Genomic DNA, 13,353 nt, shown 5'->3' on the forward strand with positions numbered 1-13,353 from the left:
GTCGATCAGGAGGAGACGTCTTGTCGATCAGGCCGCGCACGCGGACCGCTCAGGTGGCGCGCGAGGCCGACCGGAGCCGGTTGAACTCGGCCACGTGCCGCTTGTGTTCCTCGTACGTCGCCGAGAAGCGGGTGTCCCCCTGCTTCACGGTGACGAAGAAGAGCCAGTCCCCCGGTGTCGGGGCCACCGCGGCGGCCAAGGCCTGCAGGCCGGGGCTGTCGATCGGGGTGGGCGGCAGGCCCTGGCGTTCGTACGTGTTGAAGGGGCTGTCGATCTTCGTCTCGCTCAGCTTGGTGTCCACCGTGGAACGGTTCAGCGCGTAGTTGATGGTGGAGTCCATCTGGAGCGGCATCGACTTCGCCAGCCGGTTGTGCACCACCCGGGCGACCTTGCCCATGTCCCCGCGGGTCTCGGCCTCCGCTTCGATGATGCTCGCGAGGGTGGCCGTCTGGTACGCGGTCATCCCGTGGGCCTTGCCGCCGTCCGCGACGGCCTTGGTGGCGAGGCTCTTGTTGGCCGTCTCGACCATGTAGGTGAGCAGCGAGGCCGGGGTGGCCTCTGAGGTCACCGGATAGGTGGCAGGGAAGAGGTACCCCTCCGGGTTGCCCTTCGCCTCGGCGGGCAGGGGCAGGGCGGTCGTGGCGGCCGCGGCCTTGGCGGAGCCGGCCGGGAGCTTCAGTTCGCGGTCGATGGCGGCGTAGACCTGTGGGGCCCGCCAGCCCTCGGGGATCAGCAACTGGCGCGGTTTCTCGGGCGCCCGCTCCCCGGGAAACAGGGGGATCAGGAGGGCTGCCCCGAGACCCAGGACGGTTCCGAGGAGGAGCGCCAGCCTGCCCCGGCGAGTGAGCCGGGAACGGCGCGGTGACGGCGGCCGGTTCTCATGACGCATGCGGGCACGCTAACCCGCGAACCGTCGCATTCCCGACATCCGACCCGTGTGCCGGTCATACGATCACACGTTCACCGGGGTCGGTTCGGTGCCGCGCAGGGTGTCCGGCTTGAACGCCCCCGGCTTGAGCAGGCCGGCCGTGTGCATCTCGGAGCCGAGCGCCCCGGACAGGAGGCCTCCGGACGCCGGGGTCTCCGGCGTGAGGACGGTCTCCCGGTCGCGGCGCACGAGGGCGGCGTACCGGCCGTCGGCCTTCAGCAGCTCCTCATGGGTGCCGCGCTCCGCTATCCGGCCTCCGTCGAGGACGACGATCTGGTCGGCGTCGCGGACGGTGGAGAGGCGGTGGGCGATGGTGATGGTGGTGCGGCCCTGAGAGAGGTTGTCGATGGCGCGCTGCACGGCGTGCTCGGTGCGGGTGTCCAGCGCGCTGGTGGCCTCGTCGAGGATCAGCACCGGCGGGTCGCGCAGGATGGTGCGCGCGATGGCCAGGCGCTGCTTCTCGCCGCCGGAGAACCGGTAGCCCCGCTCGCCGACCAGGGTGTCGTACCCGTCGGGCAGGGACTCGATGTGGTCGTGGATCTGGGCCGCGCGGGCCGCCTCCGCTATCTCCTCGTCGGTGGCGTCCGGCTTGGCGAAGCGCAGGTTGTCCGCGACGGAGGCGTGGAAGAGGTAGGTCTCCTGGGACACCACGCCGATGGAGCGGGCCAGGGAGTCGAAGTCGAGGTCGCGCACGTCGACGCCGTCGAGGGCGACCCGGCCGCCGGTGACGTCGTAGAGCCGGGGCACGAGGTAGCTCAGCGTGCTCTTGCCGGATCCGGTCGGGCCGACCACCGCGAGGGACCCGCCGGCCGGGACCGTGATGTCGATGCCCGTGAGGGTGGGGCCGCTCTTCGTGTCGTACGCGAAGTGGACGTCCTCCAGGCGGACCTCGCCCTTGGCGCGGTCGAGGCGGACGGGGTCCTCGCGCTCGGTGATGTCGACGGGCAGGTCGAGGTACTCGAAGATGCGGGCGAAGAGCGCCAGGGAGGTCTGGATCTGGACACCGGTCGACAGCAGGCTCACGGCGGGCCGGAACAGGCCCTGCTGGAGGGTGACGAAGGCGACGAGGGTGCCGACCGAGAGCGAGGGGGCTCCGGTCTGCAGGGCTATGCCGGCCGCCCAGTAGATGAGCGCGGGCATGGCGGCCATGACGATGCCGATGGTGGACATCCGCCAGCGCCCGGCCATGCTGGAGCGCACCTCGAGGTCGACGAGCTTCTCGGACTCCTCCGCGAAGGAGGTGGTGAGCGAATCGGCGCGGCCCATGGTGCGGCCGAGCAGGATGCCGCTGACCGACAGGGACTCGGTGACCGTCGCGGCCATCGCGGCCATCTGCTTCTGGCGCTGCGCGGTGATCTTCTTGCGCTCGCCGCCGACGCGGCGGCTGATCCACACGAAGACGGGCAGCAGGGCGAGCGAGACGAGCGTGAGCCGCCAGTCGAGCGCGAGCATCGCGACGACGGAGGCGATGACGGCCGTCGCGTTCGAGACGAGGGAGGTCGCCGTGGAGGTGACCGTCGCCTGCATGCCGCCGATGTCATTGGCGATGCGGGACTGCACCTCGCCGGTGCGCGTCCGGGTGAAGAAGGCCAGGGGCATCCGCTGGAGCTGTGCGTAGACGGCGGTGCGCAGATCGTGCATGACGCGCTGGCCGACGGTGGTGGATATCAGGGTCTGGAGCACGCCGAAGATGCTGGTGACGACGGCGGTCGCGATCATGCCGAGGGCGAGCAGGCTGAGCAGCCCGGTACGGCCCTGCGGGATCGCGACGTCGAGGACCTCCTTCAACAGGAAGGGGGTGGCGACCCCGACCAGCGAGGAGGCGGCGACCAGGACGCCGACGACGGCGAGGCGGCCGCGGTAGGGCCGGAACAGGCCGACGATGCGGCGCAGCTCGCGGGGCCGCTCGTCCGGGGCGGGACCGCTCGGGTCCAGGGATTCCTTCGAGGGTTCCCACTCGGGTTCTTTGGGGCGCATGGGCCTCCTTCATGACAGGTGACGAGACTCGAATGAGCATAGCTCATTGTTACCTATACTCACAATGAATCTGGTCCTGATATCGTTCCCATTATGAGGACCGCAGCATGAGCACCGCTTCCGAGACCGACAGCAGCCAGGGCGCCGCCGACGGCGCCGACACGACCGACGGTGTGCTCGCCGAGCAGCTGCTCCGCCTGACCCGGCGGCTCCACCGCATCCAGAAGCGCCATCTGGAGCCGCTCGGCATCACCCCGGCCCAGTCCCGGCTGCTGCGCACCGTCGCCCACCTCTCCGCCGTGCGGCCGCCCCGGATGGCGGACCTCGCCGCCCGCCTGGAGGTGGTGCCCCGCGCCGTGACCACGCTGGTCGACGGCCTGGAGAGCGCCGACTGCGTCCGCCGCGTGCCCGACCCGGCGAACCGCCGTGTCATAAGGATCGAGCTCACCGACACCGGCCGCGCCACGCTGCGCCGCCTGCGCAACGCGCGAACCGGCGCCGCAGAGGAGATCCTGGCTCCATTGACCGCCGATCAGCGCGAGGTGCTCGGCGGCCTGCTGAACGCTCTGGCGGACGCTCCGGCGGAGCACGGCTGCTGACGGGCGACGGTCCGGCCGGGACAGGGCTCGGGGGCTGCGCCGAACGAGTGAGATCGACTGAGCGGGATCGACCGACACGGCGCGAGTTGAGGGGCTGCAGATGCCACTGCTGGAACCGAAGCCGGGGGCCCTGCGCCCGCGCACCCTCAGCGGCCCCGCCCCCGACCGGGTGCCCGACCGCGCCTCGACGGGCACCCCCGAGCCGCTGCGGAGCGAGCTGGCGGAGCTCCTGGGCGCCGACAAGGTGCTCTCGGGCGTCTCCGACCTGGTCCGGTACGCCTCCGACGCCTCCCCGTACCGGTTCCTGCCGCAGGTCGTCGTGGTCGCCGAGGACATCGACGACGTCTCCGCCGTCCTGTCCTACGCCCACGGCAAGCAGCGCGAGGTGGTCTTCCGGGCCGCCGGGACCTCGCTCAACGGCCAGGCCCAGGGCGAGGACATCCTCGTCGACGTGCGCCGCCACTGGGCCGGGGTCGAGGTGCTGAAGGAGGGACTGCGGGCCCGGATCCAGCCCGGCACCACCGTCGTGCGCGCCAATGCCGCGCTCGCCCGGCACGGCCGCGTCCTCGGCCCGGACCCGGCCAGCGCCATCGCCTGCACCCTCGGCGGAGTCGTCGCGAACAACGCCTCGGGCATGACCGCGGGCACCACGAGGAACTCGTACCGCACCTTGTCCTCCCTCACCTTCGTGCTGCCGAGCGGCACCGTCGTGGACACCGCCGATCCGCTCGCCGACGAGGAACTGGCCCACGCCGAGCCCACGCTCTGCCACGGGCTGATGGAGATCAAGAAGGAGATCGAGGCCGATGCGGAGCTCGTCTCCCGCATCCGGGCCAAGTACGAGATCAAGAACACCACCGGCTACCGCCTCGACGCCTACCTCGACGGCGCCACCCCGGTGGAGATCCTGCGCGGGCTGATGGTCGGCTCCGAGGGCACGCTCGGCTTCATCGCCGAGGTCGTCTTCGACACCCTGCCGCTGGACCGCGAGCTCACCAGCGCCCTGCTCTTCTTCCCCTCGCTGCCCGCCGCGGCCGCCGCCGTACCGCTCTTCAACGAGGCGGGGGCGCTGGCCGTCGAGCTGATGGACGGCAACACCCTGCGCGCCTCGGTGAGCGTCGCGGGCGTCCCCGCCGACTGGGCCGCCCTGCCCAAGGAGACCACCGCGCTGCTGGTGGAGTTCCGGGCCCCCGACGAGGCCGGCCGCGCGGAGTACGAGCGGCGGGCCGCCGAGGTGCTGGCCGGGCTGGACCTGGTGGCCCCGGTGGCCTCGGTGACCAATGCCTTCACCCGCGACGCCGGGACCATCTCCGGCTACTGGAAGGCCCGCAAGGCCTTCGTCACCGCCGTCGGCGGCGCCCGCGCCTCCGGCACCACCCTGATCACCGAGGACTTCGCGGTCCCCCCGTCACGGCTGGCCGAGGCCTGCGAGGCCCTCCTCGAACTCCAGGCGGAGCACGGCTTCGACGCCGCCGTCGCCGGCCACGCCGCCCACGGCAACCTGCACTTCCTGCTCGCCTTCGACGCCGCCCGGCCCGCGGACGTGGAGCGGTACGCCGCCTTCATGGAGGCCTTCTGCCGGCTCACCGTGGAGCGCTTCGACGGCTCCCTGAAGGCCGAGCACTCCACCGGCCGCAACATGGCCCCGTTCCTGGAGCTGGAGTGGGGGCCCCGGGCCACCGAGATGATGTGGCGCACCAAGCGGGTCATCGACCCCGACCTGGTGCTCGCCCCGCGGATCCTCCTGGACCGCGACCCGAAGGCGCACCTGCGCGGCCTCAAGACGATCCCGAAGGTGGAGGCCGTCGCCGACCCCTGCATCGAGTGCGGGTTCTGCGAACCGACCTGCCCCAGCGAGGACCTGACGACCACCCCGCGCCAGCGGATCGTGCTGCGCCGGGAGATGATGCGCCAGCAGCCCGGCTCCCCCGTGCTCGACGGCCTGCTCGACGCCTACGGCTACGACGCCGTGGACACCTGCGCCGGCGACTCCACCTGCAAGCTCGCCTGCCCCGTCGGCATCGACACCGGCGCCCTGATGAAGGACTTCCGCCACCGCCGGCACAGCCCGCGCGAGGAACGCGCGGCCGAGCTCGCCGCCCTGCGGTTCGGCGCCGTCGAAGTGGCCGCGCGGCTGGCCGTGGCCGCCGCCGACAAGATCACCGATGCCGTCGGGGACCGGATCCTGCAGGCCGTGACGGGGGCCGCGCGCAAGGTCGTACGGCCCGACCTGGTTCCGGAGTGGCTTCCGCAGGTCCCGGGCGCCGCGGCCGGCAAGCTGCCCGCCACCCGGCGCCCCGGCGCCGCCGCGGTCTACTACCCGGCCTGCGTCAACCGGATCTTCGGCGGCCCCGACGGCAAGTCCGGGCCCTCCCTGCCCGAGGCCGTGGTGGCGGTGTCGGAGCGGGCGGGCAGGCCGGTGTGGATCCCCGGGGACGTCCGGGGCACCTGCTGCGCGACGATCTGGCACTCCAAGGGGTACGACGCCGGCAACCGCGTGATGGCCAACCGGATCGTGGAGGCCGCCTGGGGCTGGACGGCCGGCGGGCGACTGCCACTCGTGGTCGACGCGTCCTCCTGCACCCTGGGGATCGCCCACGAGGTGGTCCCGTACCTGACGGACGACAACCGGGCGCTCCACGCCGAGCTGCGGATCGTCGACTCCATCGTCTGGGCGGCCGATGAGCTCCTGCCGCACCTGGAGGTCCGGCGCACGGTGGGCTCGGCGGTGCTCCACCCCACCTGTTCGATGCGGCACCTGGACGACGAGGCGCACCTGCGGAAGGTCGCCGAGGCCTGCGCGGACGAGGTGGTGGTCCCGTACGACGCGGGGTGCTGCGCCTTCGCGGGCGACCGCGGCATGCTGCACCCCGAGCTCACGGAGTCGGCTACGGCACGGGAGGCCGCCGAGGTGACGGCGCGGCGGTTCGACGCCCACCTGTCGGCGAACCGGATGTGCGAGGTGGGCATGGACCGGGCCACGGGCCGCAGCTACTACTCGGCGCTGCTGGAACTGGAGCGCGCCACCCGGCCCTAGAACCGGGTGGCGCCCTCTCCCGGACGGCCCGGTCAGACCACGGTCACCGGGTGGTGCACCACCGCGTCGAACAGGTAGCCCTGCGTGTTGTGGGCCGTGGTCGCCGGCTGGGTCCGGCCGGTGGCGTCGGTGGCCCGCGCGAGCAGCGCCGTCGGACCGGTGGCCCGCGGGGTCCACGGCAGTGACCAGCGTACCCAGCTGCCCCGGCGCGGGGCGTCGTGCAGCCGGGCCCGCTGCCAGCGGACCCCGCCGTCGGTACTGACCTCCACCCGGTGCACGGGCGCCGCGCCGGACCACGAGCGTCCGGTCAGCAGCCGCGGCCGGTGCGCGGACACGGTCGCGCCGTGCTCCAGTTCGAAGGCGCTCTTGAGGGTCTGGCGGGTCAGCGGGGCACTGCCATGCGGCGGCTGGTCGGGCCCGAAGAGCCGGTACAGGTCGGTGTTCCACGGTGTGTAGAGGGGCTGTGCACTCACCTCGATGTCCCCGACCCACTTGATCGAGGAGATCCCGATCCAGTTCGGCACGACCACGCGGACCGGCCCGCCGTGGTCGGGCGGCAGCGGCTCGCCGTTCATCTCGTACGCGAGGATCACGTCGTCGAGGGCCTTGGAGACGGGCAGCGGGCGCCGCACCCGGCCCAGGTTCACCCCGTTCGTGACGACCTCGTCGTCCAGCCCGCGCGGCAGTACGTCCACGGCCCCGGGGGCCAGGCCCGCCCGCCTCAGGACGTCGGAGAGCCGGGCGCCGCGCCAGCGAGCCACGCCGATCGCGCCGAGGGTCCACGCGGTCCCGGTCACCGGCTGGCCCTGCTGCGTGGTGTAGAAGCTCCGGCCGTTGCCCGCGCACTCGATGAACAGGGTCCGCTCGACGGCCGGCAGCGCGCGCAGCCGGTCGTAGGAGAATTCGACCGGCCCGCCGGTCAGGGCGTCGCCCCACACCTTCAGCCGCCAGTCGTGCGCGTCGAGGCGCGGGGTGACGGTGTGGTTGCGTACGAAGAACCGGTCGATGGGGGTCAGGGGGCCGGTGCCGCGCAGGGCGGCGAAGTTCGTCTCCGCGTTGGTGCCCCGGATGGTGAACAGCTCGGGCGGCAAGGGCTTCACGGTCCCGGGCGCCGCGGCGGCGGCGGTCGTCGCACCGGCCGTCTTCGCGCCGTCCGTCGTCGCGCCGGCAGCGGGCGTCGCGCCGACGGCGGTTCCGGCGGCGCCCAGGCCCAGAGAGCCGGCCGCGGCCCCCGCCGCGAACAGTTTGAGCAGGTCGCGGCGGTCCACCCCGGAGGAGCGGGCGCGGCCACGCGCCCACTGCCGCAGGCGCGCGCGGTCGTACTGGCTCTCGTCCGACAGGTCGAGGGGCATGGCGGGACACTCCTTGGTCGTGATTCCCGACGGACCGTAGAAGCCCGGCCCCACCTGCGGGAACCTCCTCGCCCCGATGGCCACGAACCTGCAACACGGCTGCAACGGCGGACGGTTCGCGGGACGGCGGGTTCAGGGGCTGGTGTCCAGTTGCCAGAAGAGCCGGTTCCCCAGGCATTGCGTCAGGTAGGGGACGCCGTCGGTGTAGCCCGAACCATGGGCGTCGCCGAGCATGCGTGCGGCGAGCCCGCGGTGGGCCGACTTCCACCGCTGGTGCCCGTTCTCCAGACGGCCGATCGCCCGGTCGAGGCGGTTCCACCGGGCCCGGTCGAAACCTCCCTCGTTCCGGAGGTCGAGACAGGCCCGGGTGATGGTGTCGTGGCCGGGATCCTCCGTCTCGGCCCGTACGAAGGGCACGCTCGTGAACGCGGACGACCGCAGGCGCGGCACGGGCGGAACACCGCACAGGCTCTCGAAGCGTTTGTACTGTTCGGACTGAATGGCGCTGGCACCCTGGGTGTACTGCCGGAAGGCGGAGAACTGCTCCGGCCTCATCGTGGCCACGACGCGGAAGAGCGTCGCGGCCCGCTCGAACATCACCACCGCTCGGTCCACCAGCTCCGCGGCCGCTTCCGGATTTCCCGCGCGCAACGCCCCGATCACCTTCTTCGCGACGGCCGCCATCGCGGTGAAATACATTTCGTGGGTCTGGAGGACCCGGATGAAGAAGTATTCGTCATGAACGACGTGGACGGGCTGGACGGTGACGTCGAACCAGCGGGCGCAATCCGTCGCCGGCGGCCGGGGAAGCCGATCGGCAAGGCCTTCCAGGCGGGAGCGGGGAACGTGCTCCCGCCGCGACGGAAGGTCGTCGGACTCGGACTGCCCCGGCCCCGTCGTCACGAGTCGCAGGGCGTGCCTCAACCGCGTGTTCAGCGTCGCCTCATCGGGCCGGTCCCGCCCGGGCCCCTCCAGCGGCCCGGCCGCCGCCTCGATCTCGAAACGCACCACGTCGGCCATCAGCAGGGACGCCATCCGGTCCGCACTAAGCCCGGCGTGCCGTTCGTCCATGAGGAGTTCCAGGACCGGCAGCGCAAGGTAGGTGCGGTTCTGGAAACGTCCCTCGTGTTTGTCGAGGACGCAGTCGAGAAAGGCGCTGAGGAACGGCCGGTTCGTCCCGTGCCGTCGCTTGATGTCACTCAAACGGACAAGCGTCCGATCCGACAGGAGATGCTTCCCTTTCAGCCGCACGTGTTCCGTAATGGACCGCGCGAGGGAAAAGCCGTCGGATTCCTCCGGTATTCGTTCAGCGGTCGCCCAGCGATTGATCTCGCGCAGGTTCGCCGCCCGCGATCCGCACGTGTCACGCAGCGCGCATGCGGAGCCGCCGGCGATTTTCCGTGCGCACGCGAGCGTATCGATCTCAGGGTTCGTCGACATTCGTCTCTCCCAAGCCGTCATGCGGGGTAAAGGGTCGCTTTCCACTAGGCATGATCGAAAGACCGCGCGTCATGTCTCGGGAATTCGTGCCTTGACAGCGGACCCCGATCCCCCTTCGACGCCCCCGGCCGTCGATCCGCGCTCCCGGGCCCGGCCGGGGGCAGGACGGCGCCGGGCTTCCGGCTCGCTCCCCGGGTGAGCAGACCCTGCTGCGGAGGGCTGCGGGCAACGGAAAATCGATTGCCCCGGACCGGTCCGGAACGCGAACCTTGCACGGTTTGGAACACTCGACGAGTCATGGGGCGTCATGCAGATCAGCGATCTTCCGTATCCGGACCCAGGGGTACCCGATGCTCGCTCCGGCCCCCGCTTGCTCTGGTGGCTGGGCCGGAACCAACTCGGCGGACAGGCCAAAAGCCTGGGCTGGGGGATGCTTCACTTCGGCGGCGTCGCGGGACTGCCGTACACCGTGGGCCTGGGCATCGACGCGGTCGTGGACCACGACGGCGGCCGACTGCTGTGGGTCGGTGGTCTGATCGCGCTGCTCGGCGTCGCGATCTCGCTCGGCGACGCGATGCTGCACCGTACGGCCGTCACCAACTGGATCACCGCCGCCGCGCGGGTCCAGCAACTGCTCGCCCGCAAGACCGCCGAGCTCGGTTCCGCCCTGACCCAGCGGGTCGCGGCGGGCGAGGTGGTGGCCGTGTCCACGGGCGACGTGGAGAAGATCGGGTGGTTCGTCGAGGCGGTCTCCCGCTTCCTTGCCGCCGCCCTGACCCTGGTCGTCGGCTGTGTCGTCCTGCTCTTCTACGCGCCCACGATCGGCGTGGTCGTGGCCATCGGCATGCCGGTGCTCGCCCTGGCGGTCCTGCCCCTGCTGCCGCGCGCCACCCGGCGCGCCGACATCCAGCGGGAGAAGGCGGGCAAGGCCACCGAGCTGGCCTCGGACACCGTGGCGGGCCTGCGGGTGCTGCGCGGCATCGGCGGCGAGGAACTGTTCCTCGGCCGCTACCGCGAGGCCTCGCAGCAGGTCCGGGAGGCGGCGGTGCACAGTGCCCGGATGTGGGCGCTGATCTCCGCGATCCAGGTGCTGCTGCCGGGTGCGCTGCTGGTCACCGTGGTCTGGTACGGATCCTCGCTCGTCCTGGACGGCCGACTGGACGTCGGTGAACTCGTCGCCGCCTTCAGCGCGGTGGCGACCATGCTCTACCCGCTGCGGCACTTCGAGGAGATCGCGATGGCGTACTCCTTCTCCCGCCCCTCCGCCAAACGGGCCGCCCGGGTGCTGTCACTGACCCGGACCGGCGCGACGGCGGAGGCCGGTTCGGAGCCGGAGGGTGCCGCGGAACCGGTCGTGGCCACCGAGGCCACGCGGGCCCCGGCCTCGGGCGGGGACCTGTACGACCCGGAGACCGGGCTGCTGGTCCCGGCGGGCCGGCTCACCGCCGTGGTGTGCGGGGACCCCGACCTGGCGGGCCGGCTGGCCGAACGGCTGGGCGGGCACCCGATGGACGCCGCGACCGGGCCCTCCGTCCTGCTGGGCGGGGTCGCCCTGGACGAGCTCGCCCTCGGAACCGCGCGCGAGCTGGTCCTCGTACAGGACAAGGATCCGGTCCTGCTGTCCGGGACGCTGCGCGAGCTGTTCGACGTACCGGCGTCCGGAGCGGTCGAACCGCCGGCGGCGCTCGCGGCGGCCCAGTGCGCGGACGTACTGGACGCCCTGCTGCAGTCCGCCCCGGACGGGGTGGACGACCCGATGGACGCCAGGATCACCGAGCGCGGCCGCTCGCTGTCCGGCGGGCAGCGGCAGCGGCTGGCACTGGCGCGGTCCCTGGTGACCGATCCCGAGGTGCTGGTGCTGGACGAGCCGACCTCGGCGGTCGACTCGCACACCGAGGCCCGGATCGCGGACGGGATCTCGGCCCTGCGCTCCGGTCGCACGACGGTGGTACTGGCGTCCTCGCCCCTGCTGCTGGACCGCGCCGACCGGGTCGTCCTGATCCACGAGGGCAAGACGGCGGCGAGCGGTACGCACCGCGAGCTGCTGCACGGCGACCCCCGTTACCGGGCGGTCGTCACCCGCGAGACCGAGGAGGAACAGCGGCTCCCGCGGCTGGAATCCGTACTGACCGAGATCGAGCTGACAGAGATCGAGGAATCCGCATGATCGGCGTGGCGCCGCCGCAATACGATCCGGCCGCCCCCGAAACGGCCACGACCCTGCCCGTGGGCAGTGCCGCGACGGTACGGGGCTACGTGCGCGGCCTGTTCCGCCGCCACCGGCGGGCCTTCCTGGTCCTGGTGGCGGTCAACACGGTCGCCGTGATCGCCTCCATGGTCGGCCCGTACCTGCTGGGCCAGGTCGTGGACCAGCTCTCGGAAGGGACGCGCGAACTCCATCTGGGCCGGGTGGGGCTGCTGTTCGCCCTGGCGCTCGGCATCCAGACCGTGTTCGTGCGGCTGGTCCGGCTGCGCGGGGCGATGCTCGGCGAGGAGATGCTGGCCGACCTGCGCGAGGACTTCCTCGTGCGATCGGTGGGCCTGCCGCCCGGCGTGCTGGAGCGCGCGGGAACCGGTGACCTGCTGTCGCGGATCACCACGGACATCGACCGGCTGGCCAACGCGATGCGCGAGGCCGTTCCGCAGCTGGCCATCGGTGTGGTCTGGGCGGGGCTCCTCTACGGGGCGCTCGCCGTGACCGCGCCGCCGCTGGCGCTCGCCGCGCTGGTGGCGCTGCCGGTGCCGGTGATCGGCTGCCGCTGGTACTTCAAGCGGGCGCCGCGGGCCTACCGGTCCGAGGCGGCCGGGTACGCGGCGGTCGCCGCCGTGCTCACCGAGACGGTGGACGCGGGCCGCACCATCGAGGCGCACCGCCTCGGCGCGCGCCGGATCGAGCTGTCCGAGCGGCGGATCAAGGAGTGGACGGCGTGGGAGCGGTACACGCTGTTCCTGCGGACGGTCCTGTTCCCCGTCGTCAACGTCACCTACGTGACGATCCTCGGCTCGGTGCTGATGATCGGCGGGTACTGCGTGATCCAGGGCTGGATGTCGGTGGGGCAGCTGACCACGGGCGCCCTGCTCGCGCAGATGATGGTCGACCCGATCGGCCTGATCCTGCGCTGGTACGACGAACTGCAGATCGCGCAGGTCTCGCTGGGCCGGCTGGTGGGCGTACGGGAGATCGAGCCGGACGCGGGCGACGCGGCCGTCTCCCCGGACGGCCGGGACGTACGCGCCGACCAGGTGCACTTCGGGTACCGCGAGGGCGTCGACGTGCTGCACCAGGTGTCGATGTCGGTGCCGCCGGGCACCCGGATGGCCCTGGTCGGGCCCTCGGGCGCGGGCAAGTCCACGCTGGGCCGGCTGCTGGCGGGCATTTACGCGCCGCGGACCGGTGAGATCACCCTCGGCGGGGCGCGGCTGTCGCAGATGCCGGCGGAGCGGGTGCGCGAGCACGTGGCCCTGGTCAACCAGGAGCACCACGTGTTCGTGGGCTCCCTGCGCGACAACCTGCGCCTCGCCCGTACGGAGGCGGGTGACGCCGAGCTGTGGGCGGCGCTCGGCGCGGTCGACGCGGAGGACTGGGCGCGGGCGCTGGACGCCGGCCTGGACACCGAGGTCGGCTCGGGCGCCTCGGCGCTGACCCCGGCGCAGGCGCAGCAGATCGCGCTGGCCCGGCTGGTGCTGGCCGATCCGCACACCCTGGTGCTGGACGAGGCCACCTCACTGCTGGACCCGCGCGCGGCACGGCACTTGGAGCGCTCCCTGGCCCGGGTGCTGGACGGCCGGACGGTGATCGCGATCGCGCACCGGCTGCACACCGCGCACGACGCGGACGTGATCGCGGTGGTCGAGGGCGGCCGCATCACCGAGCTCGGCTCGCACGACGCCCTGGTCGAGGCCGACGGCGCGTACGCCGCCCTGTGGCGCTCCTGGCACGGCTGACCGCCACCGCCCCACCTGCCCCGGACCCCTCTCCTACGAGGTCCGGGGCAGGCGGACGGCCCCGCTGTGTGTTGA

Annotated in this window: 8 protein-coding genes; 4 read left to right on the forward strand and 4 right to left on the reverse strand. The window is 72.3% G+C overall.

All coding sequences use genetic code 11. The features are described from left to right. Positions 1 to 49: 49 nt before the first annotated feature. On the reverse strand, positions 50 to 889 hold the full coding sequence (gene mltG / locus OG435_RS07095; RefSeq protein ID WP_266875969.1) for an endolytic transglycosylase MltG: 840 nt from the start codon (positions 887 to 889) through the stop codon (positions 50 to 52). A 63-nt stretch (positions 890 to 952) separates the two neighbouring features. Continuing rightward, complete coding sequence (locus tag OG435_RS07100) at positions 953 to 2,905, reverse strand: ABC transporter ATP-binding protein (RefSeq protein ID WP_266875970.1); 1,953 nt, start codon at positions 2,903 to 2,905, stop codon at positions 953 to 955. Between the two features lie 107 nt (positions 2,906 to 3,012). On the opposite strand from OG435_RS07100, the gene OG435_RS07105 reads away from it, so the two are divergent. Both OG435_RS07105 and OG435_RS07110 read left to right on the forward strand, forming a co-directional pair. Next, a complete protein-coding gene (locus OG435_RS07105; RefSeq protein ID WP_266875971.1) occupies positions 3,013 to 3,504 on the forward strand; it encodes a MarR family winged helix-turn-helix transcriptional regulator in 492 nt (163 codons plus the stop codon). Positions 3,505 to 3,604: 100 nt separating this feature from the next. Then, entirely contained in the window at positions 3,605 to 6,541 is a 2,937-nt protein-coding gene (locus OG435_RS07110; protein ID WP_266875972.1) for an FAD-binding and (Fe-S)-binding domain-containing protein, read from the forward strand. A gap of 32 nt (positions 6,542 to 6,573) precedes the next feature. On the opposite strand, the gene OG435_RS07115 is transcribed toward OG435_RS07110, so the two are convergent. Both OG435_RS07115 and OG435_RS07120 read right to left on the reverse strand, forming a co-directional pair. Next, on the reverse strand, positions 6,574 to 7,893 hold the full coding sequence (locus OG435_RS07115) for a sulfite oxidase (protein ID WP_266875973.1): 1,320 nt from the start codon (positions 7,891 to 7,893) through the stop codon (positions 6,574 to 6,576). 132 nt (positions 7,894 to 8,025) lie between these two features. Next, positions 8,026 to 9,333 (reverse strand): tryptophan 2,3-dioxygenase family protein, encoded by a 1,308-nt coding sequence (locus OG435_RS07120; protein ID WP_266875974.1) that lies wholly within the window; start codon positions 9,331 to 9,333, stop codon positions 8,026 to 8,028. A 307-nt stretch (positions 9,334 to 9,640) separates the two neighbouring features. Between OG435_RS07120 and OG435_RS07125 the strand changes: the two genes are divergently transcribed. Both OG435_RS07125 and OG435_RS07130 read left to right on the forward strand, forming a co-directional pair. Further along, positions 9,641 to 11,500 (forward strand): ABC transporter transmembrane domain-containing protein, encoded by a 1,860-nt coding sequence (locus OG435_RS07125; protein WP_266875975.1) that lies wholly within the window; start codon positions 9,641 to 9,643, stop codon positions 11,498 to 11,500. Beyond that, complete coding sequence (locus OG435_RS07130) at positions 11,497 to 13,278, forward strand: ABC transporter ATP-binding protein (protein ID WP_266875976.1); 1,782 nt, start codon at positions 11,497 to 11,499, stop codon at positions 13,276 to 13,278. The genes OG435_RS07125 and OG435_RS07130 overlap by 4 nt, the downstream gene beginning before the upstream one ends. Positions 13,279 to 13,353: the final 75 nt, after the last annotated feature.

The organism is Streptomyces sp. NBC_01264, from assembly GCF_026340675.1.
GTDB lineage: Bacteria > Actinomycetota > Actinomycetes > Streptomycetales > Streptomycetaceae > Streptomyces.

What these genes read in the sequence shown, in the direction of transcription:
- mltG (WP_266875969.1), bottom strand. Translation starts at nt 889, where the DNA reads ATGCGTCATGAGAACCGGCCGCCGTCACCGCGCCGTTCCCGGCTCACT.
- OG435_RS07100 (WP_266875970.1), bottom strand. Translation starts at nt 2,905, where the DNA reads ATGCGCCCCAAAGAACCCGAGTGGGAACCCTCGAAGGAATCCCTGGAC.
- OG435_RS07105 (WP_266875971.1), top strand. Translation starts at nt 3,013, where the DNA reads ATGAGCACCGCTTCCGAGACCGACAGCAGCCAGGGCGCCGCCGACGGC.
- OG435_RS07110 (WP_266875972.1), top strand. Translation starts at nt 3,605, where the DNA reads ATGCCACTGCTGGAACCGAAGCCGGGGGCCCTGCGCCCGCGCACCCTC.
- OG435_RS07115 (WP_266875973.1), bottom strand. Translation starts at nt 7,893, where the DNA reads ATGCCCCTCGACCTGTCGGACGAGAGCCAGTACGACCGCGCGCGCCTG.
- OG435_RS07120 (WP_266875974.1), bottom strand. Translation starts at nt 9,333, where the DNA reads ATGTCGACGAACCCTGAGATCGATACGCTCGCGTGCGCACGGAAAATC.
- OG435_RS07125 (WP_266875975.1), top strand. Translation starts at nt 9,641, where the DNA reads ATGCAGATCAGCGATCTTCCGTATCCGGACCCAGGGGTACCCGATGCT.
- OG435_RS07130 (WP_266875976.1), top strand. Translation starts at nt 11,497, where the DNA reads ATGATCGGCGTGGCGCCGCCGCAATACGATCCGGCCGCCCCCGAAACG.